The sequence below is a fragment of the Phyllobacterium sp. K27 genome, from assembly GCF_054796155.1.
On sequence record NZ_CM139240.1, the window covers coordinates 2,549,037 to 2,574,081 of the forward strand.

26 protein-coding genes, 2 tRNA genes and 1 pseudogene are annotated in these 25,045 nt (G+C 52.2%); 11 read left to right on the forward strand and 18 right to left on the reverse strand.

Annotation, left to right across the window (positions count from 1 at the left end; translation table 11 throughout):
• The first annotated feature begins 31 nt into the window (after nt 1-31).
• Entirely contained in the window at nt 32-445 is a 414-nt protein-coding gene (locus ACYJL1_RS12440; protein WP_460895677.1) for a VOC family protein, read from the forward strand.
• Nucleotides 446-457: 12 nt separating this feature from the next.
• Here ACYJL1_RS12440 and ACYJL1_RS12445 read toward each other — a convergent pair.
• The 5 genes and pseudogenes from ACYJL1_RS12445 to gatB form a co-directional block, all read right to left on the reverse strand.
• Nucleotides 458-793 (reverse strand): annotated as a pseudogene (locus tag ACYJL1_RS12445) (DUF2155 domain-containing protein); the annotation flags it as partial.
• Nucleotides 794-984: 191 nt separating this feature from the next.
• On the reverse strand, nt 985-1,383 hold the full coding sequence (locus ACYJL1_RS12450; protein ID WP_460895678.1) for an NADH:ubiquinone oxidoreductase subunit NDUFA12: 399 nt from the start codon (nt 1,381-1,383) through the stop codon (nt 985-987).
• 70 nt (nt 1,384-1,453) lie between these two features.
• Nucleotides 1,454-1,942: a GNAT family N-acetyltransferase gene (locus ACYJL1_RS12455; RefSeq protein WP_460895679.1), complete on the reverse strand. Its 489-nt coding sequence runs from the start codon at nt 1,940-1,942 to the stop codon at nt 1,454-1,456.
• Entirely contained in the window at nt 1,939-2,448 is a 510-nt protein-coding gene (locus tag ACYJL1_RS12460) for a GNAT family N-acetyltransferase (protein ID WP_460895680.1), read from the reverse strand. The genes ACYJL1_RS12455 and ACYJL1_RS12460 overlap by 4 nt, the downstream gene beginning before the upstream one ends.
• Complete coding sequence (gatB, locus tag ACYJL1_RS12465) at nt 2,449-3,951, reverse strand: Asp-tRNA(Asn)/Glu-tRNA(Gln) amidotransferase subunit GatB (RefSeq protein ID WP_460895681.1); 1,503 nt, start codon at nt 3,949-3,951, stop codon at nt 2,449-2,451.
• 194 nt (nt 3,952-4,145) lie between these two features.
• On the opposite strand from gatB, the gene ACYJL1_RS12470 reads away from it, so the two are divergent.
• From ACYJL1_RS12470 to ACYJL1_RS12495, 6 genes are all read left to right on the forward strand, one after another.
• Nucleotides 4,146-4,637, forward strand: coding sequence for an anthrone oxygenase family protein (locus ACYJL1_RS12470; RefSeq protein ID WP_460895682.1), 492 nt, complete (start codon nt 4,146-4,148; stop codon nt 4,635-4,637).
• A gap of 228 nt (nt 4,638-4,865) precedes the next feature.
• Complete coding sequence (locus tag ACYJL1_RS12475) at nt 4,866-5,123, forward strand: YjhX family toxin (RefSeq protein WP_460898029.1); 258 nt, start codon at nt 4,866-4,868, stop codon at nt 5,121-5,123.
• Nucleotides 5,124-5,291: 168 nt separating this feature from the next.
• A complete protein-coding gene (gene purL / locus ACYJL1_RS12480; protein ID WP_460895683.1) occupies nt 5,292-7,523 on the forward strand; it encodes a phosphoribosylformylglycinamidine synthase subunit PurL in 2,232 nt (743 codons plus the stop codon).
• 12 nt (nt 7,524-7,535) lie between these two features.
• Complete coding sequence (locus ACYJL1_RS12485; protein ID WP_008120822.1) at nt 7,536-7,769, forward strand: BolA/IbaG family iron-sulfur metabolism protein; 234 nt, start codon at nt 7,536-7,538, stop codon at nt 7,767-7,769.
• 232 nt (nt 7,770-8,001) lie between these two features.
• Complete coding sequence (gene grxD / locus ACYJL1_RS12490) at nt 8,002-8,334, forward strand: Grx4 family monothiol glutaredoxin (RefSeq protein WP_460895684.1); 333 nt, start codon at nt 8,002-8,004, stop codon at nt 8,332-8,334.
• Nucleotides 8,335-8,590: 256 nt separating this feature from the next.
• Nucleotides 8,591-9,796, forward strand: a complete 1,206-nt coding sequence (locus ACYJL1_RS12495) for a multidrug effflux MFS transporter (protein ID WP_460898030.1) — start codon at nt 8,591-8,593, stop codon at nt 9,794-9,796.
• A gap of 13 nt (nt 9,797-9,809) precedes the next feature.
• On the opposite strand, the gene ttcA is transcribed toward ACYJL1_RS12495, so the two are convergent.
• The 3 genes from ttcA to rpsD form a co-directional block, all read right to left on the reverse strand.
• Nucleotides 9,810-10,667 carry a tRNA 2-thiocytidine(32) synthetase TtcA gene (gene ttcA, locus ACYJL1_RS12500; RefSeq protein WP_460895685.1) on the reverse strand — a complete coding sequence of 286 codons (858 nt, stop codon included), beginning with the start codon at nt 10,665-10,667 and terminating at the stop codon, nt 9,810-9,812.
• A gap of 59 nt (nt 10,668-10,726) precedes the next feature.
• Nucleotides 10,727-11,653 (reverse strand): glutaminase, encoded by a 927-nt coding sequence (locus ACYJL1_RS12505; protein WP_460895686.1) that lies wholly within the window; start codon nt 11,651-11,653, stop codon nt 10,727-10,729.
• Nucleotides 11,654-11,733: 80 nt separating this feature from the next.
• Nucleotides 11,734-12,351, reverse strand: coding sequence for a 30S ribosomal protein S4 (gene rpsD, locus ACYJL1_RS12510; RefSeq protein WP_008120815.1), 618 nt, complete (start codon nt 12,349-12,351; stop codon nt 11,734-11,736).
• A gap of 296 nt (nt 12,352-12,647) precedes the next feature.
• Here rpsD and ACYJL1_RS12515 point away from each other — a divergent pair, with 296 nt between their 5' ends.
• Nucleotides 12,648-13,634 carry an extensin-like domain-containing protein gene (locus ACYJL1_RS12515; RefSeq protein ID WP_460895687.1) on the forward strand — a complete coding sequence of 329 codons (987 nt, stop codon included), beginning with the start codon at nt 12,648-12,650 and terminating at the stop codon, nt 13,632-13,634.
• Between the two features lie 16 nt (nt 13,635-13,650).
• Here the strand turns inward: ACYJL1_RS12515 and ACYJL1_RS12520 are convergent, their stop codons facing one another.
• Together ACYJL1_RS12520 and ACYJL1_RS12525 are read right to left on the reverse strand one after the other, a co-directional pair.
• On the reverse strand, nt 13,651-13,839 hold the full coding sequence (locus ACYJL1_RS12520) for a DUF3008 family protein (RefSeq protein ID WP_460895688.1): 189 nt from the start codon (nt 13,837-13,839) through the stop codon (nt 13,651-13,653).
• Between the two features lie 62 nt (nt 13,840-13,901).
• The gene (locus tag ACYJL1_RS12525) at nt 13,902-14,318 is read right to left on the reverse strand and encodes a winged helix-turn-helix transcriptional regulator (RefSeq protein WP_460895689.1); all 417 of its coding nucleotides are present in this window, start codon (nt 14,316-14,318) and stop codon (nt 13,902-13,904) included.
• A gap of 151 nt (nt 14,319-14,469) precedes the next feature.
• Between ACYJL1_RS12525 and ACYJL1_RS12530 the strand changes: the two genes are divergently transcribed.
• Nucleotides 14,470-15,114, forward strand: coding sequence for an NAD(P)-dependent oxidoreductase (locus ACYJL1_RS12530; protein WP_460895690.1), 645 nt, complete (start codon nt 14,470-14,472; stop codon nt 15,112-15,114).
• Between the two features lie 34 nt (nt 15,115-15,148).
• On the opposite strand, the gene ACYJL1_RS12535 is transcribed toward ACYJL1_RS12530, so the two are convergent.
• The 7 genes from ACYJL1_RS12535 to ACYJL1_RS12565 form a co-directional block, all read right to left on the reverse strand.
• Nucleotides 15,149-16,393 (reverse strand): Y-family DNA polymerase, encoded by a 1,245-nt coding sequence (locus ACYJL1_RS12535; RefSeq protein ID WP_460895691.1) that lies wholly within the window; start codon nt 16,391-16,393, stop codon nt 15,149-15,151.
• A 68-nt stretch (nt 16,394-16,461) separates the two neighbouring features.
• Entirely contained in the window at nt 16,462-18,252 is a 1,791-nt protein-coding gene (recJ, locus tag ACYJL1_RS12540; protein ID WP_460895692.1) for a single-stranded-DNA-specific exonuclease RecJ, read from the reverse strand.
• A gap of 62 nt (nt 18,253-18,314) precedes the next feature.
• Nucleotides 18,315-19,304: a class II fructose-bisphosphatase gene (glpX, locus tag ACYJL1_RS12545; RefSeq protein ID WP_460895693.1), complete on the reverse strand. Its 990-nt coding sequence runs from the start codon at nt 19,302-19,304 to the stop codon at nt 18,315-18,317.
• Between the two features lie 170 nt (nt 19,305-19,474).
• A complete protein-coding gene (locus ACYJL1_RS12550) occupies nt 19,475-20,791 on the reverse strand; it encodes a homoserine dehydrogenase (protein ID WP_460895694.1) in 1,317 nt (438 codons plus the stop codon).
• A gap of 72 nt (nt 20,792-20,863) precedes the next feature.
• Nucleotides 20,864-22,081 carry an LL-diaminopimelate aminotransferase gene (locus tag ACYJL1_RS12555; protein ID WP_460895695.1) on the reverse strand — a complete coding sequence of 406 codons (1,218 nt, stop codon included), beginning with the start codon at nt 22,079-22,081 and terminating at the stop codon, nt 20,864-20,866.
• A 185-nt stretch (nt 22,082-22,266) separates the two neighbouring features.
• A complete protein-coding gene (locus tag ACYJL1_RS12560; protein ID WP_460895696.1) occupies nt 22,267-22,449 on the reverse strand; it encodes a Flp family type IVb pilin in 183 nt (60 codons plus the stop codon).
• A gap of 254 nt (nt 22,450-22,703) precedes the next feature.
• The gene (locus tag ACYJL1_RS12565) at nt 22,704-23,477 is read right to left on the reverse strand and encodes an SDR family oxidoreductase (RefSeq protein WP_460895697.1); all 774 of its coding nucleotides are present in this window, start codon (nt 23,475-23,477) and stop codon (nt 22,704-22,706) included.
• Nucleotides 23,478-23,611: 134 nt separating this feature from the next.
• On the opposite strand from ACYJL1_RS12565, the gene ACYJL1_RS12570 reads away from it, so the two are divergent.
• On the forward strand, nt 23,612-24,517 hold the full coding sequence (locus ACYJL1_RS12570; RefSeq protein ID WP_460895698.1) for a LysR family transcriptional regulator: 906 nt from the start codon (nt 23,612-23,614) through the stop codon (nt 24,515-24,517).
• Between the two features lie 155 nt (nt 24,518-24,672).
• On the opposite strand, the gene ACYJL1_RS12575 is transcribed toward ACYJL1_RS12570, so the two are convergent.
• A tRNA-Asp gene (locus ACYJL1_RS12575) sits at nt 24,673-24,749 on the reverse strand.
• Between the two features lie 188 nt (nt 24,750-24,937).
• Between ACYJL1_RS12575 and ACYJL1_RS12580 the strand changes: the two genes are divergently transcribed.
• Nucleotides 24,938-25,013: transfer RNA gene (locus tag ACYJL1_RS12580), tRNA-Val, on the forward strand.
• Nucleotides 25,014-25,045: the final 32 nt, after the last annotated feature.

Consider the following 25,045-nt stretch of genomic DNA (forward strand, 5'->3'; position numbering starts at 1 on the left):
GGTCGGGAATGGCCCAAACAGGAGAACTGTGATGAAAATCAATGCTTATCTCAATTTCAATGGAAAATGCGAAGAGGCTTTCAAGTTCTATGAAAGTGTCCTTGGCGGCAAGATAGAAGCGATTATCCGTTATGATGAAATGCCGGAGGGCGGGGACTTTCCGCCCGAATCGGCAAAGAATGTCATGCACGCTCTGTTGACCATAGGTGACAACGTTTTGATGGGCTCGGATGCCCCACCGCCCTATTTTCAAAAAGCACAGGGCATGACGGTCGCGATCAATGTCGATACTCCTGACGAAGCAAAACGTCTATTTGCAGACCTTTCAAAGGATGCGGAAAGCATTGTGATGCCGCTGAGTGAAACATCATGGGCTCAGCAGTTCGCCATGTTTACGGACCGCTTCGGTACGCCGTGGATCGTTAACTGCGCAAAGCCGACGTAAGCGGTACGTAGATCAGCTTTTGTCGGGCGCAGGTATGTCCGACTTCTGCTTGCAAGATTTTAGCCAGACATCGTAGACCGGGTGCTCGACAGCGTTCAGCCCCGGGCTATCGGCGAACATCCAGCCAGAAAAAATCTTGCGAATTTTCCGGTCGAGTGTGATCTCGTCAACTTCAACGAAGGTATCCGTTTTTGGCGCTTCCGTATCGGGACGCGTGTAGCAAACGCGCGGCGTCAATTGCAGCGCACCGAACTGTACTGTCTCGTTGATGTAGACGTCAAATGTTGTGATCCGGCCGGTAATCTTGTCGAGGCCGGAAAAGACCGCAACTGGGTTGGCGATTTTTTCTTGAGCCAAACCATTAGTCGTAAAACTTGTAAACGCAGCGATACAAGCAAACAGTCCGATGACAATTTGACCTTGGGAGAAGGGAAAGAACTGGGTCTGACGGATCATTTCACTTCCGGTTTAGCGGGTACGACAAAGGGTGCGATTTCCCCTTCGTCGATAAAGATTAATTGTGGCGACAAAAAATCAGCCTAATTGCCCGGTGTCCAAGCATCGTAATCGCCAGTAACAGTTGGTCGATTATCCCCATGGGCAATGGAGCCTTTTGGCCGGTATGCAGCTGAAGAACCCGTCATATTTTGCTGATGATTCTTTTCCCATGGGTGCGGTTTGTAGTCTTCCTGTGAAGGCGCGGTCGCAACCCGGTGGTGCATCCAACCATGCCAGCCTGCAGGAATAGCAGAAGCTTCTGCATATCCGTTATAAATCACCCAGCGGCGTTTGCGCCCTTCTGAGTCGAATGTACCTTCGTAATAGACATTACCAAACTGGTCTTCGCCGACTTTCGTGCCCTTGCGCCATGTAAAGAAACGCGTGCCGATAGTCTGACCGTTCCACCATGTGAAGATTTGGGTGATGAGGTTTTTCATGGCAATCCTGCTTGCAACGAAGTCGTTTTGTTATCGGGTTTATGGTCGTATCATTGGCCGATAGCAAGGGTCAAGTTGACGCTGGACCGGCTTTCAATTTCAGTTTGAAGCCTGAATGGGACTTCTCAAAACCCAGCCGTTCATAAAAACGATGAGCATCCTGTCGTTGATTGTTCGATGTCAGTTGTGCTGAATCAGCACCGTGTTGGCGTCCGACTTGCAGGCAATGCGTAATCAAAAGCCGTCCAATTCCCTTGCCGCGCATATCGGCGCGCGTTTGAACTGCCTCGATCATCATGCGCGTACTTCCACGCCCTGTGAGCGACGTTATGAACGTAATTTGTGCTGTTGCAACGACTTCACCGTTTAGAACGCCAACGAAAATCCGATCATTCGCGCTGTCCTGGATTGCAGAAAACGCATTTTCATAGGCGGGAAAAGCCATGACATCGGTGGTATCATTATGGTCCCCAACGGGATCATCTGCAAATAATGCTACGAGTATGGGCAGATCTTCAACTATTGCTTCACGGAAACTGATATCAACTCCGAAGCTCATGGGGCAAGTTCATATCCTGTCAGAGGTTTTTCAAGAACAATCACTGAAATACCGGAATTGAGCTGCCCCCAATCGTCAATGCGAGTGCTGGTTTTCTCAAATCCCCTGCTCTCATAGAACTCAATGGCATTCTGATTCTTATCGATGACTTCCAGTTGCAAAGTAAAAACGCCTGGAAATGCACTTTCGACCTCAGCTAGCAGCAATGAGCCGACGCCCTTCTTCTGGTGTTGGGGGTGGACATAAAGCTGATTGAGAATTGAAAGCTTGTGATCTCTTTGCGAAGCATAGGCCATGCCGAGAATGTCGGCGCCATCATCCACTATGATAAATTCTGAATAAGGCTTTGCCAGTTGCTTCTTGAGCGCTTCCAGCGAATGGTAGCGGGCTGTGATGTCGTTGACCTTCTCAACCCCGTACACATCATCATAGGTCGCATGCCAAGTCTCAACCAGCAAGTCGCGGACAGCGCTCAGATCTTCCTTGGTTGCGCTGCGGACCCACATTTATTCGGTGATCCCCAGCTTGGCCTTGACCAGATCGCTTAGGACCTGTGGGTTGGCCTTGCCACCAGTTGATTTCATGACTTGCCCCACAAACCAGCCAGCAAGACTAGGCTTAGCCTTGGCCTGTTCGACTTTATCGGGATTGGCAGCGATGATTTCGTCAACGGCTTTCTCGATGGCGCCGGTATCCGTGACCTGTTTCATACCGCGGCTTTCGACCACTTCTCGCGGGTCGCCGCCTTCGTTCCAGATAATCTCGAATAAATCTTTGGCAATCTTACCGGAAATAACGCCCTCTTTGATAAGATCGATTACCGCACCAAGCTGGTCTGGCGTGACAGGCGACTCATCAATGCCCTTACCGGCCTTGTTTAATGCACCGAGAAGATCGTTGATCACCCAATTTGCCGATAATTTGCCATCACGACCTTTGGCAACTGCTTCATAATAATCGGCAATCGCCTTCTCTGTAACAAGAATGGAGGCGTCATAAACAGATAGCCCAAGACTGGACACCAGCCGCGCTTTCTTATCATCAGGTAGTTCCGGCAGATCAGCCTTTAACTCATCGACATAGGCTTGCGTAAACTCCAGTGGCAGCAAATCAGGATCGGGGAAATAGCGGTAATCATGCGCCTCTTCCTTGGAGCGCATGGAACGTGTTTCGCCCTTTGTCGGATCAAACAGGCGGGTTTCCTGATCAATGGAGCCACCATCTTCGAGGATAGCGATCTGGCGACGCGCCTCATATTCGATTGCTTGACCAACGAAGCGGATTGAGTTGACATTCTTGATCTCGCAGCGCGTACCAAACTCACCGCCCGGCTTACGCACAGAAACGTTAACGTCAGCGCGCATGGAACCTTCGTCCATGTTGCCGTCACAGGTACCGAGATAGCGCACAATTGTGCGTAGCTTGGTCAAATAGGCCTTGGCTTCGTCTGAAGAGCGCATATCCGGCTTGGATACAATTTCCATCAAAGCAACACCGGAACGGTTCAAATCCACATAGGACATTGTGGGGTTCTGATCATGCAGCGACTTGCCGGCGTCCTGTTCCAGATGCAGGCGTTCAATGCCGATTTCAATGTCTTCAAACTCGCCTTTTTTATCGGGGCCGACCGAAATAATCATCGTACCTTCGCCGACAATTGGCTGCTTGAATTGTGAAATCTGATAGCCTTGCGGCAAATCCGGATAGAAGTAGTTCTTGCGATCGAACACGGATTTCAGATTGATTTGTGCCTTGAGGCCAAGACCGGTGCGGATCGCCTGACGCACACACCATTCGTTGATGACCGGAAGCATACCGGGCATTGCGGCATCCACCAGTGAAACATTCTCGTTAGGGCCTGCGCCAAATGTCGTGGATGCACCAGAAAACAGCTTTGAATTGGATGTTACCTGGGCATGGACTTCCATACCGATGACGATTTCCCAATCGCCTGTGGCACCTGAAACAAAACGCTTGGGTTCGGGCGTGCGGGTATCAACAAGAGTCATGCTGTTCTGTCGTTCCTGACTGAAAATATCTGAATAGTGGCTAGTGCAATCCGGCTTATGAGGCAAGTGATTCTGACGTTTTCAGCTTGGAAGTTTCGCATCTTCCCTCCTGTCGCATATAATTATACGCTTGAAATGCTCAACCTCTGCCAAGACCGCCCCCTTAATAGCCACCGGAATTTGGAGAAGAGAATATGATTATGCTTTTGCCCGCTCTAACCGTAATTGCTGCCTTGGGAAGCGGCATTATGGCAGGCCTTTTCTTCGCATTTTCCAGCTTCATCATGACAGCATTTTCAAAGCTTCCGCCCGAACAGGGTATTGCCGCCATGAACTCAATTAATGCGACGATCCTGAACGCAACATTCGGCATCGCCTTCTTCGGCACCGCTCTGTTGTGTATCGCGCTCGGTGTTATCAGCGTGCTGCGCTGGACAGATCCGGGTTCGGCATGGCTGCTCATAGGCAGTGTGCTTTACTTGATCGGCATAATCGCCGTTACCATACTGTTTAATGTCCCGCTCAATGACGCGCTGCAAGCCGTCGAACCTGCGAGCACAGAAGGCACGGCGCTGTGGACGCGCTATCTCGCTGAGTGGGTGCCATGGAATCACGTCCGCACCCTTGCAAGCATGGGATCGTTAATCGCGTTCATTCTGGCTTATGGGAGACTGACCACAGTTTGAAATTCGCGCGAAAATGAGAGGGCAAGCACACCTCCTTTGACAGTCCTTCTCTGCATCATTATATAACCATCATCCCGATGGAGTTTTTATGTCCAATCAGTCTGAGTCCCGCTAAAGCCCCGACTTCTTTGAAGTCAGGGGCATGAAAACAGGAGCCCCGCGCCAATTCAAACCGGCTGCGGACGTGTTCTTATGGGCATTTTTGCCCGTTTTCCGGGACTTGATAAAATGGACATTTCGCGCGATGAACAGCGCATTCTTCACCTGCTCGCCCAAGGCGGCAAAATTCTTCTTGAAAAGGATGAGCGCAAGACTATCCGAGACATCATATGCCTTACACGCGATGGTGCCCGATATACCGCCTGTGATCTAAGGCTATTTCGAAAACTGAAACAAAAGAAAGCAATCGCCTCGTCGGGTGGCGGACCTTATCGGGTAACGCGACGGGGCCTGCAACTGGTCCGGTCAGAACTCGACAATCGTTGAAGCTGGCTGGCGGCGCAAACCGCCGCCAGCCGTCACAGCATTACCTACCAGCGCTTGATAGGGTATTTTTCGGTGATTCCCCGTGCTTTTTTCACTCTCACATGGTGTATTCCCGTTGCAAATTGCTCTAAGAGAACCGCTTAACGCACAACGGAATTGATATTGCTCATGGGTCTTTCCAACACAGTTCAGATCACACCGGAACTCATCGCCTCGCACGGGCTGAAGCCGGACGAATATCAACGCATTCTCGATCTGATCGGACGCGAGCCCAGCTTTACCGAGCTTGGCATTTTCTCCGCCATGTGGAACGAGCATTGCTCGTACAAATCATCCAAGAAATGGCTGCGCACATTGCCGACCACCGGCCCGCAGGTCATCCAGGGTCCTGGCGAAAATGCCGGAGTGGTCGATATTGGTGATGGCGACTGTGTTGTCTTCAAAATGGAAAGCCACAATCATCCATCTTATATTGAACCCTATCAGGGCGCTGCCACTGGCGTTGGCGGCATTTTGCGCGATGTGTTCACCATGGGTGCCCGCCCGATTGCCGCAATGAATGCCTTGCGCTTTGGCGAACCTGCGCACCCCAAGACCCGCCACCTTGTATCCGGCGTCGTCGAAGGTGTTGGCGGCTATGGCAATTCTTTCGGCGTGCCGACAGTTGGCGGCGAAGTCAATTTCGACGCGCGCTACAATGGCAATATCCTCGTAAATGCATTCGCCGCTGGTCTGGCCAAAACGGATGGAATCTTCTTGTCAGAAGCCAAGGGTGTTGGCCTTCCCGTCGTTTACCTCGGTGCCAAAACCGGACGCGATGGTGTTGGCGGCGCGACGATGGCTTCTGCCGAATTTGACGAGTCAATCGAAGAAAAGCGTCCAACTGTTCAGGTCGGCGACCCCTTTACTGAAAAGTGCTTGCTGGAAGCCTCGCTTGAACTGATGGCCTCAGGAGCGGTGATCGCCATTCAAGATATGGGCGCTGCTGGTCTGACTTGTTCTGCTGTCGAAATGGGCGCCAAGGGCAATCTCGGTATCGAACTCATTTTGGACAAGGTGCCGGTCCGCGAAGAGCGTATGACCGCTTACGAAATGATGCTTTCCGAAAGCCAGGAGCGCATGCTCATGGTTCTACGTCCGGAAAAAGAAGAAGAAGCGCAGGCCATTTTCAAAAAATGGGGTTTGGATTTTGCCATTGTCGGCCACACCACCGATGACCTTCGCTTCCGCGTCATGCATCAGGGCGATGAAGTGGCCAATCTTCCCATCAAGGATCTTGGCGATCAAGCTCCGGAATATGACCGCCCTTGGATGGAGCCCGGCAAACATGCTCCGCTGCCTGCCGCAAATGTTCCGCAGGTTGACGATTACGGCGCAGCATTGTTGCAGATGCTCAATTCGGCAGATTTGTCATCACGCCGCTGGGTTTATGAGCAGTATGATACGCTGATTCAGGGCAACTCGTTGCAGTTGCCTGGCGGCGATGCCGGCGTGGTTCGCGTTGAAGGTCATCCTACGAAGGCACTCGCCTTCTCGTCAGACGTGACACCACGTTACTGCGAGGCTGACCCTTATGAGGGCGGCAAGCAGGCTGTTGCTGAATGCTGGCGTAACCTTACGGCTGTCGGCGCAGAGCCGCTCGCCGCCACTGACAATCTTAATTTCGGCAATCCGGAGCGGCCTGAGATCATGGGCCAGTTGGTCAAGGCTATTGGGGGCATAGGCGATGCTTGCCGTGCACTCGCCTTCCCGATCGTTTCTGGCAATGTCTCGCTGTATAATGAAACCAATGGACAAGCCATCTTGCCAACCCCAACGATTGCCGGTGTTGGTCTCATTCCAGATTGGTCCAAAACGGCCAAGATCGGCGGAATGGCAAATGGGAACGTCCTGATCCTCATTGGTGCCGATGGCGCACATCTCGGGCAATCAATCTATCTGCGCGATCTCCATGGCCGCTCGGATGGACCGGCTCCAGCCGTTGACCTTGCTGTCGAGAAGCGCAATGGCGATTTCGTCCGTTCGGCAATTCGCAATGACCAAGTGACGGCCTGCCATGATTTGTCAGATGGCGGGCTTGCCATTGCTCTGGCTGAAATGTGCATGGCATCCGGCAAAGGCGCTTCAGTAGCGGTTGGTGAAGATTCGCCGCACGCCTTGCTCTTCGGTGAGGACCAGGCGCGGTACGTTATCGCCGTACCGGCTGATATGGCAAATTTCGTGACGCTCAATGCTGAAGGCTCCGGAATTCCGTTCCGCAAGCTCGGTACCGTTGAAGGCGATACATTGACGATCGGACAGTTGCTCTCCATATCAGTAGCAGACCTGACAACCGCTCACGAATCGTGGTTTCCTGACTATATGAACGGACTGGCGAACCAAAAAGATCAGGCCGCTTGAGGAGAACGACACATGGCAATGGACGCACGTGATATCGAAAAAATGATTCAAGACGCCATTCCCGATGCAAAAATTACCATTCGAGATCTGGCGGGGGACGGCGATCACTATGCCGCGGAAGTTGTGGCCGAGAGCTTTCGCGGTAAGTCTCGCGTTCAGCAGCATCAGATGGTTTATGACGCTCTGAAAGGTAATATGGGCGGCGTCCTGCATGCCCTCGCCCTACAGACCAGCGCACCGGAATAGGTTTTTGGTCCAAATATTGCCATGATCAGCGCTGGCGGTCGATGTTTTTCCATCAATCTTTCCGCTAAGCTGACGGGTGACTTTGATACTGCCATCATCAAAAAACAAGGCAAATTGGAAAGTTGATATGGGCACTAGCCTTGTTTTGGCAGAATTGAAGCGCTATTTGTTATAAAGATCAGTTTGGACCAATAATTGCGATTCGTCGTATTTGGTAGGAAGGTTTGCCGAAATGAGCGGTATCAATGAATTTATCGACAATGAAGTGAAGGGCAATGACGTTGTTCTTTTTATGAAAGGCACACCGGGGTTTCCTCAGTGCGGCTTTTCCGGTCAGGTCGTGCAGATACTCGATTATGTGGGCGTTGACTATAAGGGTGTGAATATCCTTACCTCCGACGAGTTGCGCCAAGGCATCAAAGAGTATTCGAACTGGCCGACAATCCCACAGCTTTACGTTAAAGGCGAATTTGTCGGCGGTTGCGATATTATCCGTGAAATGTTCCAAGCTGGCGAACTTCAATCCCTCTTCAGCGAAAAGGGTGTTGCCACAAAGGCCGCCTGATTACGCAATTAATTCAATCTGTTCCGCGCTTTAGCGGAATTACATTCTAAAGGCGTCGGGCACACCGACGCCTTTGTCGTTGTTTCAGGGTCCGTAAAGATTTCAGTGATGACAGCACAGTGTTGTGGTTTGGAGCTATCGTCGATCGACGCTCAAAAAGCACTTCCTACCTGTCACTGCCTGGGCTTTAACGGGTAGCGTTTGCAGGTTTGAAATGAATACGTCTAACTCAACTTCAAGTCCCAGCCTTGGCGGTATGACCAAGATTGAGTTTATCGCAATGATGGCGGCTTTAATGGCACTCAATGCCCTTGCCATCGACATCATGCTACCCGGCCTTCAGGAAATTGGCGCGAGCCTTGGCGTGGCCAGCGAAAATCATCGCCAGTATGTAATTTCAGCCTATCTCATGGGCTTTGCGGTTTCGCAGCTCTTCTACGGCCCGATCTCTGATCGTTTTGGTCGGCGCAAACCTATGTTCGTCGGATTGGTGATTTACATCCTTTCCGCATTGGCATGCGTGTTCGTGCCAAGTTTTGCTTCTTTGCTGTTTTTCCGCTTGCTCCAAGGTATCGGATCAGCGGCAACACGCGTAATAACGATCTCGATTGTTCGCGACGTTTACGGTGGACGGATGATGGCGGAAGTCATGTCTCTCATCATGATGGTATTTATGGTCGTTCCGGTCATTGCTCCGGGAACCGGCCAAGCGGTTATGCTTTTCGGAAATTGGCATCTGATCTTCATCTTCATGGCAGTTATCGCAGCTGCCGTGATGTGCTGGGTCTATATCCGCTTGCCTGAGACACTTGATCCAGCGGATATGCGGCCCTTTACATTGAAATCGGTAAGCCGTGGTTTCATCATTGTTCTGACGAACCGCGTGGCCCTTTGCTATACGCTGGCAAGTGCATTCATCTTTGGCGCGCTGTTCGGCTTTATCAATTCTGCACAGCAGATCTATGTCGGCATTTACCAGCTCGGCGTGTGGTTTCCCGTCGCGTTTGCAGGTGTAGCCGTAACGATGGCGTTCTCGTCATTCGTGAATTCACGTTTCGTCGGCCGCTTTGGCATGCGCCGCTTGTCCCACGGCGCGCTCTTGGCCTTTCTAACAATTAATGGCCTCTGGCTGCTGGTGACATTGCTCGGACCTCATCCCACGCCATTTGTGCTCTATTTTCTGTTCTTTGCAGTAGCCATGTTCCAATTCGGCTGGATCGGTTCCAACTTCAACTCTCTTGCGATGGAACCATTGGGGCACGTAGCGGGTACCGCGTCGTCGGTTCTTGGCTTTATGGGGACGGCTGGTGGCGGCGCAATTGGCGCTTTGATCGGGCAGGCCTTTGATGGCACCACAACGCCATTAGTCGCAGGCTTCTTTGTACTGTCATTGATCGGTCTGGTGTTCGTTCTCATCGCGGAGCGGGGCAAACTGTTCAGGCCACACAACAATCCCGTTTGAGGCCTTTTCAACCTTATTCGCCGGTATTTTCCTTCAAGGAAAGGCCTGTAAAATCGAAAATCTTGCGGTCCAGTAGATGGCTGGGACGTGTGTTGGCAAGAGCGCGAATCATAATTTCCTTGCGTCCCGGCATGCGTTTTTCGATATCGGCAAGCATGGCCTTCATCATGTTTCTCTGAAGCCCGTCCTGACTGCCGCACAGGTCGCAAGGTATGATAGGAAATTGCATTGTCTGCGCAAATTTCTCCAGATCATCTTCAGCGCAATAACTTAGCGGTCGGAGCAGCATTAGATCTCCATCATCGTTCAGCAATTTTGGCGGCATTGCCGCCAACCTGCCCCCGTGAAAGAGATTCATTAGAAATGTTTCGAGAATATCTTCGCGGTGGTGCCCAAGAACCAGTGCGGAACAACCCTCCTCGCGCGCCACGCGATAAAGGTGACCGCGCCTTAGTCGTGAGCAAAGAGAGCAATAGGTTTGGTTTTCCGCAACCTTTTCAGTGACGACTGAATAGGTGTCTTTATACTCAATGCGATGTTCAATGCCGTTGCGGGTCAAAAATTCCGGCAGGATATGTTTTGGAAAGTTTGGCTGGCCCTGATCGAGATTGCACGCAATCAGATCAACTGGCAGCAGCCCACGCCATTTCAAATCAAGCAACAGTGCGAGCAGTCCATACGAGTCTTTGCCACCAGAAAGCCCCACAAGCCAACGTTCACCTGGTTTTACCATGGCAAAATCTTCAAGTGCCTGCCGCGTATTACGCAGCAGCCGCTTGCGCAGCTTGTTGAATTCAACGCCGGATGGCGCCCCTAAGAACATCGGATGGCAGCCAGAGTTCTCTGCAATATCCAGATTATGAATAGTCATGGAAACACCTCACTATGCCTTCATTGCATTGCAAATGCCGGCAATGCAATGCTTGGTCGTTATCCGAATACCGACCAGCCGGTTCGCTGGGCCAAAAGCTCAAGAGCTGCCGAGCCAAGCTGTGAATTACCGTTCTCGTTCAGCCCTGGAGACCACACTGCAATCGAAGCCTTCCCCGGAGCAATAGCCAGAATTCCACCACCGACACCGCTTTTGCCCGGAAGCCCAACGCGATAGGCAAAATCGCCGGAACCATCATAATGCCCGCACATGAGCATCAATGCGTTGATCCGGCGTGCACGACTGGGGGAAACGACACTCCCGCCACTTAGAGGATTGCGGCCGCCCGACGCAAGATAGAGCCCCGCATGGGCTAGCTGATGGCAAGTCATGGCTACAGCGCAATGATGGAAGTAAACGCCCAGAACATGCTCGGCAGGATGATTGAGGTTGTTGAACGATCGCATGAAGTTAGCGAGCGCAACATTGCGATATCCGGTATTTGTCTCCGAACGGGCCACATTGTGATCAATCGCTATTGTATCATCATCGGCCAACTGGCGAATGAACTGCACGATCTCGCCAATGGCTTCTTTGGGAACATGCCCGCCCAAAACCACATCCGCCACCGCAATTGCGCCGGCATTGATAAAGGGGTTCCGCGGTTTTCCCTTCTCCTGCTCTAGCTGCACAATGGAATTGAATGCATTGCCTGAAGGCTCGCGACCAACTCTTTTCCACAGCCCGTCGCCGATCTTGCCCAGCGCCAAAGTGAGGGTGAAAACCTTTGAGATACTCTGGATCGAGAAAGCCGTATCGGCATCGCCGGCAGAGTAGAGCTTTCCATCCGTCGTGACCAGAGCAATGCCAAACTGCTTGGGATCCACTGTCGCTAATTCGGGAATATAGTCGGCAAGTTTGCCCTCACCGATCCGGTCTGAAAGATCGTGATAAACGCTGTCGACGATGGATTTTAGGTCAGTCATTCCCGCATCCTCTATGGTCCTCGAACAAAAAAGCCGCCAGGATTGCTCCAGGCGGCTTCTTCAACAACTTCAAAACCCGACTAACGCGAGTAGAATTCGACGACCAGATTTGGTTCCATCTGTACGGCATATGGCACATCGGAGAAGGCCGGAACGCGATTGTACTTGGCAACCATCTTGGTGTGATCAACTTCGATGTATTCTGGAACATCACGCTCAGCAAGCTGAACGGCTTCCAGAACAATCACGAGCTGCTTTGACTTTTCGCGAACTTCGATCACATCGCCAGCCTTGCAGATGTAGGACTGGATGTTGGTGCGACGACCGTTAACATTAACATGGCCGTGGTTGACGAACTGACGCGCTGCGAAGATCGTTGGAACGAACTTGGCGCGGTACACGATCGCATCCAGACGCGACTCAAGCAGACCAATGAGCTGTTCGCCTGTGTCGCCCTTGCGACGGGAAGCTTCTTCATAAGTCTTGCGGAACTGCTTTTCCGAAATGTCGCCGTAGAAGCCCTTAAGCTTCTGCTTTGCGCGCAGCTGAACACCGAAGTCGGACAGCTTGCTCTTGCGACGCTGACCGTGCTGGCCTGGGCCATATTCACGGCGGTTTACAGGGGATTTCGGACGGCCCCAGATGTTTTCGCCAAGACGGCGATCAATTTTATACTTGGACGATTCGCGCTTGCTCATCGCATTTCCTTTCAACAAAACCAAACCAAGGCGTAAAAACCCTGATTCAAGGAAACGCGCCCTCCTCTGCCTTCCGTTTTCGAAGACTGACAGAGCGACCCACGCACGCTTTGCGAGATCACCCACGGGACACGTCAAATGAAACGCAGAGCTGTTAGGCCCTGCGTTGTTGTGGCTTCTAGTTGGAAGGTTCGAAGATGTCAAGCGTGACCGATGTTTCAGCGGCTCATATAAATTGAAACCGATATCGGACTTCGCACGTTAGGGTATACGCTCAAACAGGAGTAGAGCCGATAATGACCCTATTCTCGCGTCCATCGCGTTTTGATCTAGTCACCCTTCTATCCCTTATTGCATCTGTTTCAAGTCTCACATTGGTAAGTTTCACCAGCGATGTCGATGCGCGGCACAGGCACGGTCATCAAAGCAGGACGGCAAAACCTGCCTTGCCTAGCGTTCCACCAGTTCCACTCGCTAACCCGCGCGTAACCGCAACACCGCAAGCCCCAGAACCAGAAGCGAAACCTGCCAGCGAGATACAAAAGACCGATGCTCCGGAGACACCCGTGCCTGGTCAGAAACCAACGATGCAGCCCACTCCCGGTACAAAACCTGCTGAAGCACCAAAGGCCGAGCAACAAGGTCCTATGCTAAATCAGAGGGATGATGAAAAAGAGCCTGAGCCGGACGAGACAATGAAAAAATCTGATCCTGCTGTTTCACCGGACCGAATTTACCAAAATGCTTGTCCGGCAATTATGAATGGCGAGGTACAGGGCGAGCTAATACCACCTCTTTCAGAAGGAGCATGCGGCGAACGCTCGCCGGTGAAAATCACGGCTATTGGCAAGGACAATCCTGTGAAATTTGTAGCGCCTGTTATCACAAATTGTGCAATGGCCGGATCATTGGCGAATTGGATAGTAGAAATCCAAAAAGAAGCCCGAAAAAATTTCGGGACGAAGATCGAGAGCATTACAACCGGTTCGGACTATCAGTGCCGCAAGGTCAATAACGGCCACAAAGGCCGAGTCTCCGAACACGCATTTGCCAACGCGCTCGATATAATTTCGTTCAAATTCGAGAACGGCAAGACAACAGAGCTGGGCTCAGGTTGGAAAGGCAAGCCGGAAGAGCAGGCGTTCTGGTCATCGCTGCACAAAGCAAGTTGCGCGCGGTTCATGACCGTCATTGGTCCGGATGGCGATGCTGCACATCAGGGTAACTTGCATCTGGATCTCGGATGTCACGGCAAAAGCTGTAAGGCGCGCATCTGTCAGTAGCATACGCGCCCAGTCATCAATGCTTTGTTTTTTTCTCAGGCAGATGTTTCCGATCGGTTTCAGCGAACTCTTCGAGCTGCTTTTCACTCATAGACTCGTACATGCCTTTTGATGCGCCTTTCAGCTCGCTCTTTTTGGTGTCGCCCCGCTTAGCGGAAAGTGCTGCCCCTGCTGCTTTTTGCTGAGCCTGGGATTTTGCCGGCATTTTCATTCTCCTTTCAAAAGTTGCTTGAACTAGAGAAACGCGAGGCGATGGGCAGAGTTCCGTTATTCTGATTTCGATAAATCGAACTCAGCGCGTGCCTTTCGCAGATAATCACGATTTTTAACCGCCCACTCGCCCAAAGCCCCCACTGGCACCGCTATTGAGTGGCCAATCTCGGTTAGTGCGTAAGTGACTTCTGGAGGAGACGTCGGCTTTACTGTGCGCAACACAAGTCCATCGCGTTCCAGCGAACGCAGGGTCACGGTCAACATACGCTGCGAAATGCCTTGGATCATGCGTCGCAATACATTAAAGCGGCGCGGTCCGGATTGCAGGTTGATAATCGTCAAAAGGCTCCACGAATCCCCCACGAGATCGAGTACCTCCCGCATTGGACATAATCCACCATCCTCGGCCCTCATAGCGGGCATGGATTCAAGCAATGGCACGTTCTCACTGGTATTTGCATATACAGTCATAGCTTCATCACCCAAATTGGATATCACACAGTGGCGGTTACCCCAGCGTGCCCTGAAACGGAAAAAGTGCGTTCTTTTCAGACCAATGCATCTAGCATAGATAGTTATCGTTAGTAACCAGAAAACGATGCGTACCTGCATCAAGGAGCATATGATGAAAATTGCATTGATCGGCGCCACCGGTTTTGTAGGCAAGGAAATCCTGAAAGAAGCCGTTTCGCGCGGCGACAGCGTTACCGCTTTGGTGCGCAATCCCGCAAACGTTGAAAAATTGAGTGCCGTGACTGCGATTGAGGCAGATGCTTTGGATACTGCTGCCTTATCGGAAAAACTTAAAGGCCATGACATTGTAATTTCTGCTTATAATCCGGGATGGACAGACCCGAATATTCAAGCCGTCCACATCAAAGCCAGCAAGTCAATTACCGAGGCAACCAAGTCGGCAGACGTGAAGCGTCTGATCGTTATTGGTGGTGCGGGGAGCCTCTATGCAGAGGACGGCACACAGTTCGTAGACGGCGAACATTTTCCAGCTGAATATAAGGAAGGTGCACTTGGTGCGCGTCAGGCACTAAACGATCTACGCACCGAAACCGCACTCGACTGGAGCTTCGTTTCACCCCCGTTTAGTCTTGCGCCTGGCCCGCGTACCGGAAAGTATCGTCTAGGCAAGGAAAACCCGGTTTTTGACGCAGACGGCAAGAGTGCAATCAGCGCAAGTGATCTTGCGGTTGCTATTCTCGATGAAGCTCACAATCCCAACCACAGGCAGCAACGCTTTACTGCAGCTTACTGATTTTTCAGCTGCCTCAAGTTAGCTCCTGGGGCAGCTAAAAATCTTCCGGTTCAGGAATACGTCCGAACGCGATCTTTGAGCCAATATAATCACCAGGGCCTTGAGCCGATCCCAGGTTAAGCGCTTTCGATCCATGGCGGACGCGAATTTCGTCGACCAGATCAGAGACACGTTCCCACTGCGCACGTCGCTTGATACTCTCTCCTGTGTCAAACAAATCGTCGGCGCCATCTTTCTCCTGTGAAAGATCATGCAGGACCACTGTTACTGAGCTTATATTTCGCATTTCGCCTGCTTCAATCATTTTCCGGTGCAGGTTGTTGAGACAATCGAGAAAACTACGATCATCACGCGCAGGCCGGAATTGGCCCTCCAGCGTCACGCGGCTGTCACGCCGAACACCAACCGTATAACTCATTGCCGCGGCTTTGTAGTGGGAGCGACGCAGGCGACGGGCGGCACTCAATGTCAGCAACCTTGCGCATTGCAGCACCTTTTCCGGCGCCCTCCAGTCCGCAGGCAGATTACGACCATGGCCGAACATACGCTTTGTGGTTTCCGGCTTCTCAATCGCATAACCGTGCAGCGCTGAAACAAACCGCTCTCCTTCGACGCTGTTCCAGATAGCCCGTGCATGCTTGGGCGCAAGGTTCCACAACCCTCTGACATCTGCAATCCCGGCCTGTTCCAACCTGCCTTCCATACCTTTGGAAATACCCGGCAGGTCGCGCAACTTCAGATCAAACAGCCTGCCTGGCAGGTCTTCATGATCAAGCAAAACAAATCCGTCCGGCTTGTCCATCTCCGCTGCAATCTTTGCCAAAAGTTCATTGAGAGAGATGCCTATCGAACAGGTCAGAACCGGCCCGATTTCATCGTGCAGTAAACGTTTGATTCTTGCTGCTAGAGCCTGCGCTTGCCGCGCCTCCGACTCCAACAAATGGCAGGCTACTTCATCAATCGAACGCACTGCGGCAATCGGCACACATCTTTCGATTGTTTCCAGAATGCGATTGTGCAGTTTTACATAAACATCCGGCCTCGCCGAAACAAACACAATATCCGGGCACATCTCCCGCGCCTCACGCACAGACGTGCCGGTCTTGATCCCATAGGGCTTTGCTTGGCGGCTAGCGGCAATAACGCTTGTGTGCGGCGAGTCCAGTGGCACCACGGCTACGGGTCTGTCTCGCAGTGCAGAATTCAGCTGCTGTTCAGCGCTGGCAAAAAAGCTGTCAAAATCCAGGTAGAGCTTTTCTGCGTGGGTCGGCTTGCGCATGTTGAAAGTTCTCGATTGAGAACAAAATAAGAACATAAGCATGATGTAAATGCAAGGGCAGTGTCGCTTCAGACAGCTTTTGCCACATCAAGAATGCGGAACTGTGTCGTCGTTGACCCGTTCCAATGGTTGAGCGCTAGATTGCCGGCAACATGAATGGATTGACCTAATTGTTTGAAAAGGAAGTCGCCAAGATCACTTCCCACTGCTCGAAAGGCAATTGCATTGATGCGTTTGCCGTCAGCGCCAGCGAGAGTAGCCTTGATATGGTTGGTCCCCACGGATCGGGCGTCAATCAATCGGTGATGGGGAAGAACAAGCACTGGTTGGGGATGCCCCGAACCAAACGGACCAGCTTTTTCCATCGTTTCATAAAGTGGAACTGTAGCGCCCGCAGCGCTCAACGCTCCATCAATCGCGAGCGATGCGTTCTCGCGCAACTGTCCGACCATCGCAGCAGATTGCTCTTCGAAAAATGCCCGCAAAGCGCCCATTTTCCCACGCTCGACGGTGATTCCAGCAGCCATTGCATGCCCCCCCCCTTTAACCAGCAGGCCCCGATCCACTGCGCCTCTTACAAGTTTCCCCAAGTCAAAGCCATTGATCGATCTTCCGGAGCCGCTGCCAGTGCCATTTGCATTGAAGGCGATGGCAAAAGCCGGACGGCGTGCCCGCTCTTTCAGTCGCGCAGCGATCAACCCAACGATACCGGGATGCCAGCCGTCGCTGGCTGTGACGAGAACGGCCGGACCAAAGGCGGAAGAAAGCTCCAGCATGGCCTCCGCCTCCGCCTGTTCAAGCATGATTGCTTCCATCGCCTGACGCTCTTGGTTGAGCCGATCCAGCTCCTGGGCGATACGCATGGCCTCATCTGGATCGTCCAGCGTCAAAAGGCGGGCGCCCAAGCCAGCATCGCCAATCCGCCCACCGGCATTGATGCGCGGACCGATTAAATAAGCAAAATGAAACGCATTCAGTGGCTCACCAATCCGCGAGACGCGCGCCAGTGCCGCAAGGCCGATGTTTTGCTGGGTACGTGCCACAAGCAGCCCCTTTACAACAAAAGCGCGATTCAACTCTTTCAATGGCACAACGTCGCAGATTGTGGCCAAGGCAACGAGATCGAGCAAAGACAGCAAGTCTGGGGCGTGGGTATCGAGTTTCACCTGTTGCTCGCGCAAGACCCTTGATACTTGCACCAACGTCAGAAAAACGACGCCCGCAGCACAGAGATGTCCCTGACCGGACAAATCGTCTTCACGGTTTGGATTGACAATAGCCTGTGCGGCTGCAGGCAGATCACCACCCACTTGATGATGATCCAGAACAACAACGTCGGCGCCAGCAGCCTTGGCCGCATCAATAGCGGCAGCACTGTTTGTTCCGCAATCAACCGTGACAATCAGTGAAGCTTCTTTCGCCAGCTCCTCCATGGCGGCAGGATTGGGGCCATAACCTTCAAAAATCCGGTCTGGAATGTATATCCGGTTGGCAATGCCATAATGGGTCAGAAAACGCGAGAGAATGGCGGAGGAGCAAGCACCATCGACGTCATAGTCGCCGAAGATTGCAACACTCTCACGAGCGGAGATGGCTCTGGCAATCCGAATTGCCGCAGGCACCATATCAGTCAAAGATGCAGGGTCTGGCATCAAGCTCTTAAGTGTCGGCTCCATAAAGGCAGCCGCGTCATCCAGGCCAACTCCGCGGCCGGCAAGGACGCGTGTAACAATATCCGGGAAGCCGTGGTTTTGCGCCATGGCCAGCGCGATATTTGCCTCGCGCTGACCGAGCCGGTCGACCCACTTCAGACCAGTTGCCGATTGTGCCACGCCGAGGAAGAGCCGTTCAGATTTCATCTGAGCGTTCAATCACCCGGCGGCTCGGAATGCAATGCCCCGAAAGTCCAATCCAGCGCCTATTATTGGAACTTACTCATATCCTGATGCTTCGCCTTGATTTCGCGGACTGTCTGCGAATGAGAACGCATCACCACCGTATGGGTCTGGATATAATCGCGCGCGAACTTGACACCGGAAAGCATGTTGCCATCCGTTACACCGGTTGCGGCGAAAAGCACGTCGCCCTTGGCCATTTCTTCCATCGTGTAGATTTTCTTGGGATCGCTGATACCCATCTTGGCCGCGCGGGCTATCTTGTCATCGCTGTTCAGTTGCAAGCGTCCCTGCATCTGCCCACCAATGCAACGAAGCGCAGCGGCGGCCAGAACTCCCTCCGGCGCTCCACCGATGCCGATGTAAATGTCGATTCCAGTTTCATCAGGATCAGTCGTGTGGATAACGCCTGCAACGTCTCCGTCGCCGATCAGGCGTATAGAAGCTCCAGTGGCACGAACTTCCTCAATGAGACGCGCGTGGCGCGGCCGGTCCATGATGCAGGCTGTTATTTCACCCACTGGCACGTCCTTTGCCTTGGCCACTGCCATGATGTTTTCGATTGCTGGCGCGTCAAGATTGACAATCCCGGCCGGGTAGCCCGGACCAACAGCAATCTTTTCCATATACACATCCGGCGCATAGAGCAGGTTACCCTTTTCGGCGATTGCGATAACTGCCAAGGAATTAGGCAAGTTCTTGGCGCAGATCGTCGTGCCCTCCAACGGATCAAGCGCAATATCGACCTCAGGACCGCTGCGTGTTCCAACCTCCTCGCCAATATACAACATTGGCGCTTCATCGCGTTCGCCTTCACCGATGACAACGGTTCCAGCAATTGGCAGGCGATTCAGTTCCTGACGCATTGCATCCACAGCGGCCTGATCGGCAGCCATTTCATCGCCTCGTCCACGTAGGCGAGCGGCGGCAACAGCGGCGCGCTCAGTTACACGGACCAGCTCAAGGGTCAAAATACGGTCAAGGCCTACGTCGGTCTGGTCGGAAGTTTTCGGCATAGTTTTTCCTGCTTTTTGTGGAGACAGCCGCATTTCAAGATCAGCAATGCGGCTTTAGTAGCATCGCTATGCAAATCTTTTGTCAAAGTCGCAACCACGCGGCAAGGGCTTAAACCGAAGAAAAGCCACTTGCTGAAAAAGCTAATCGATTAAACGGGGAATGCCGGTTTTTAGCCTGCTCTTTCAATACGAATCATCTGGGGTTTGTCGGTTGCATGACCATCCTTAACGATCCCATCCAGCGCTTTTTTGACCGCTGCTTCCGTCGTTTCATGCGTTACCAGAATGACGGTTTTGGTCGCTTCAGGCTGGCTATCGGCACTTTGCCGCTGCACGATCGACTCAAGAGAAATATCATTATCTGCCATGCGTTTGGCTATTGCAGCAAACACTCCCGCCCGGTCGTGGACGGTAAGACGAATAAAATACCCCCCTTCGTGAGCACGCATTTTAGCGCGCTTGTAAGGTGCCAGTGCCTTTGCGGGTGTGCTGAAAACCGGACCATGCTGAAATCCTGGCCGGCTTTTTGCGATATCGGCCAGATCGCCAATGACAGCAGATGCAGTCGCCGCCCCACCGGCCCCCGGTCCGGAAAGCAACAACTCGCCAAGAAGGTCAGTTTCAATTGCAACGGCATTGGTAACCCCATGCACCTGCGCAATAACGGATTCAACCGGGACCATAGTGGGGTGCACACGCTGCTCGATGCCGCTTTCAGTCTTCAAGGCAACACCGAGCAATTTGATGCGGTAACCAAGTTCGTCAGCAGCTTTAATGTCGGCCAGGGAGATATTGCTGATACCTTCAAGATAAATGTCATCAGCAGCAATCTGCGTTCCGAATGCAAGGCTGGTCAGGATTGCGAGCTTGTGTGCTGTGTCGTTGCCCTCAATGTCGAAGGTTGGATCAGCTTCCGCATAGCCGAGGCGCTGCGCATCCGCGAGACAATCCTCAAAGGAGATGCCCTCGTCCCACATTCTGGTCAGAATATAATTGCACGTGCCATTCATGATGCCGTAAACGCGCGATACAGTATTGCCTGTCAACGATTCACGAAGCGCCTTAATCACTGGAATACCGCCGGCTACGGCTGCTTCAAAGTTTAAGAGCACACCTTTTTCTTCGGCGATCTTCGCGAGATAGACACCATGCTTTGCTAGAAGAGCCTTGTTTGCAGTGACAACGTGACGGCCGGATTTAAGAGCAGCCTCGACGGCAGCTCGCGCAGGCCCCTCATCGCCGCCGATCAACTCGATAAAAACATCGATCTCGTTAGACTTGGCCAGCTCAACTGGATCGTTGAACCACGTGGCAGACGAAAAATCCACACCGCGATCACGCTTAGCATCACGCGCTGATACTGCCGTGACGATGATTTGCTTTCCGCACTGACGGGTGAGCATTTCACCTTTGTCCCGCAAAATTTTCAGGACCGATGCACCAACAGTACCCAGTCCGGCGATTCCTACGCGCAGCGCTTCACTCATCGTTCACTTCCTTGGATTTTCATTGATGCGGCGCCAGATAGCGCCGCCAATTCCGCTTCGGTCTACGCCAGTCTAACGGCGCACATTCAGGGGAATAACGTTATGAAGCTTTTCATCAGCAGTGCTGAGGAAGCGCTTCAAACTGCGGGCAGCCTGACGAATACGATGTTCGTTCTCAACCAGAGCAATACGGATATAGTCATCGCCATGTTCGCCAAAACCGATACCTGGCGCAACAGCAACATCCGCATGCTCAATCAGAAGCTTGGAAAACTCCAATGAGCCAAGGCTACGGAACTTCTCAGGTATCGGTGCCCAGGCAAACATTGTCGCCGCAGGAGCTGGAATGTCCCAACCGGCACGGCCGAAACTTTCCACCAACACATCTCGGCGATGCTTGTAGATAGCGCGAACTTCGGCAATATCCGAGCCGTCACCGTTCAAGGCAGCAGCAGCTGCGACCTGAATAGGTGTAAATGCACCGTAATCCAGATAGGATTTGACCCGCGTCAGTGCGGAAATCAGCCGCTCATTGCCAACTGCAAATCCCATGCGCCAGCCAGGCATGGAAAAGGTCTTCGACATTGAGGTAAACTCAACTGCGACATCCATCGCTCCAGGAACTTGCAATACTGAGGGCGGCGGTGCGCCATCAAAGTAGATTTCCGAGTAGGCCAAATCCGAAAGAATGATGATTTCATTCTTTCGCGCAAACGCCACGACATCCTTGTAGAAATCCAGTGAAGCAACATGGGCTGTCGGATTGGATGGGTAATTCAAAATCAAAGCCAGTGGCTTGGGTATCGAATGGCGGATGCCGCGTTCCAGAGCCGGGATGAAATGATCATCAGGCATTGCAGGAATCGAGCGAATAACGCCTCCTGACATGATGAAACCGAAAGCATGGATCGGATAGGTCGGGTCCGGACAAAGAACGACATCACCCGGCGCAGTAATAGCCTGCGCCATATTGGCGAAGCCTTCCTTCGAGCCGAGAGTCGCTACAATTTGTGTGTCCGGATTAAGTTTCACCCCGAAACGGCGCTCGTAATAGGCGGCCTGCGCGCGGCGTAGACCTGGAATGCCCTTTGACGAGGAGTATCGATGCGTACGCGGATCTTGCACGGCTTCACAAAGCTTGTCGACAACACTCTGGGGGGTAGGAAGATCCGGATTGCCCATGCCAAGATCAACAATGTCCGCACCCGCGGCTCGCGCACTGGCCTTCAGGCGATTAACCTGCTCGAAAACATAAGGCGGGAGGCGGCGAACTTTATGAAATTCTTCCATATTCTTGGGTCCGGTTAAAAATAGCTGCAATGGGCGTGCGCTATACACCTAAACGGAACCACGGTCGAGAGATCATTGTGATGAGATGATTGTAGATAGGGATCAAAATGAAAACCAGACTGCTGGAGGACAGTCTGGTTCACTTTAGACCCTTTAGCCACTCTGGCTGGCGCCAAAAATCGATATTACTTGGCTGGAGTTGGTGTATCCGTATTGCCGGTGACGTTCGAAAAAGTCGTTTTAACGCTGTCACCCAATGTTGACGCTGCACCGATAATTGCAACGGAAATCAGGGCTGCGATAAGACCGTATTCGATTGCAGTTGCGCCGGATTCGTCCTTAAGGAAACGAGTAAAGAGAGTTTTCATTTGCCTGTCCTGTTTAACTGACTTTGAATTATTTTTTGTTGACCCGCCATGACCATAAATCGGCAGGAATTGCGCGGTCCTTAATGGAGATGGTTACTGAAAACTATCTGGTTTTATTGCTTAATCGGCCTTTACCGACCATGATTAAATCTAATTAAAATTTATTGGGCATGGCTGCATAGAAAATCCTCCGGCACCCATGCCGGAGGTGCGCAACCGGGCCGCCCCAAATGGCCGCCTGAACAAAACCAATCTTATTTCGTCGTATAGCCACCATTTACGAGAATGGTCTGGCCAGTCATCCACCAGCCTTCCGAAACCATGAAACGGATATAAGGCACGATATCTTCTATGTCAGTGAGGCCCGTCTTGGAGAACTTTGAAAGGGCAGCAGCCGTTTTATGGTAAGCGACAGCATCTTCACCTTCAGCGGGATAGAAAAACGGTGTGTCCATAGGGCCTGGACCAATTGCCGTCACCGAGATGCCCCGCTCACCAAATTCCTTTGAAGCTGCCCGTGTAAAGTGCTCCACTGGAGCCTTGGTCCCTGCATAGGCTGCATAAAACGGTGTGAATGCGCCCAGCAAAGAGGTAACAAGCGTACAAATCTTTCCGTTATCGTTGAGATTTTTGCCCGCCTCCTTGAGAAAGAAGAATGCCGTTTTGGCATTAACCGCGCTCATCTCGTCATATTCAGCTTCCGAAATCTCTGCGATCGGCTTCTTCAACACCTTTCCTACGGTGTTGATGGCAATATCGGGACGCCCCATTGCATCGACCACATCGTCGAAAAGCTTTTCCATAGCATCTGCGGTGGTCAAGTCCGCTTGAAACGCCATTCCATTCGAACCCGTAGCCTTGATTGCAGCGACAGTAGCATCCGCATCTGCCTTCGTTGCCGAACTGTTGTAGTGCACAGCAACTGACTTGGCCCCATGCGCGGCCAGATCGCGAGCGATCAACCCACCAAGGTTTTTCGCCCCACCAGCGATAATGACAGTTTTTCCTTTGATACCGTGATCGGGCATATAGTCGACCTCCTTTAATGCGACCCGCGTTATGCGGGGCTTTCAGGCATCAAGGATATAGGCTAGATTTTTTGGATAAAGCTGGAGAATTGGACATCACCTGTCAGAATTTCCGAACAATGAAAGCGACAGCAATGGACCGTATTGACCTCTTCCGCGTTTTCTCTCGGGTCGTTGAGTGTTCAAGCTTCACACGCGCTGCGGACACGCTCGGCGTTCCACGTTCCTCGGTGTCAGCGGCAATTGTGGAACTCGAGAGACGAGTCGGCGCCCGCCTTCTGCATAGAACCACACGCAAGGTATCCCCTACTCACGATGGCACTGTATTTTATGATCGCTGCCAGCGGCTTATTTCTGACGTTGAGGACGCTGAAAACCTGTTCAAACAAACAGCAGCCAGGCCATCGGGCAAGCTCAGAATCGATGTACCAGGTCGCATCGGGCGCTTGATTATTGCACCAGCACTCCCGGACTTCCTTAACCAATATCCACAAATCCACATCGATCTTGGCGTCACGGATCGCGCAGTCGATCTTGTGGAAGACAACATTGATTGCGTATTGCGAGTCGGACCGCTCAACGACTCAAGCTTGATAGGGCGAACAATCGGCGCATTACCGCTAATAAATGTTGCCACCCCTGAATATCTGAAACGGTTTGGTGTTCCTGTTTCTCCTGTCGAACTGACTTCTCATTGGGCGGTAAATTACGCCTCACCCTCTTCCGGACGTACAATGGAATGGGAATGGTTTGAAAATGGCGAGCAATGCGCACTGCAAATGCCCAGCCGTGTCACCGTCAACAGCGCCGAAGCCTATATAGCCTGTTGCCTGGCAAGTCTCGGACTCATTCAAATACCAGCCTACGATGTTCGGTCCCATATCGATGCGGGTGATCTTGTCGAAGTTTTGCCGGGATATCGGGCTGCTCCCATGCCTATGACCTTGCTTTATCCCCATCGCCAGCACCTCTCCGGACGATTGCAGGTCTTCGCCGACTGGCTTGAAGAACTTTTGAAGCGAGAGCTGCTCGCTGCTTAGCTGGGATATTCAGGCATGAGCGGCAAAATCGAAACTGTGACAATGCGGTCTATCATTTCCAAGTCATTGTTCACAGGGTCATCAAATAGCAAAAGCAGCGGGGCCCGCCACTTTTCCGGTAGGCAAACAAGATTTTGATTTGTCTAGGGGAAAAGTGGCGCGAGTGACGGGGCTCGAACCCGCGACCTCCGGCGTGACAGGCCGGCACTCTAACCAACTGAGCTACACCCGCGCACTTTCGTACCGAACAATTTGTCCGGCGTGAGCGGTCGTTTAAGGGGTTCGCGGGAGAGTGTCAAGCGCAAGTAGCCATGAAAAATGCGATTGTGAAAAACTCTTCAAACAATTCATAAAAGTGCTACATCCCCTCTTGCCATTATCGTTCGAAACGCCTAAACGCTCCGGAACACACCCTGTGAAGGGCGATTAGCTCAGTTGGTAGAGCGCTTCGTTTACACCGAAGATGTCGGGAGTTCGAGTCTCTCATCGCCCACCATTCCCTTCCCCAAGATTAGAATGTTACAAGAT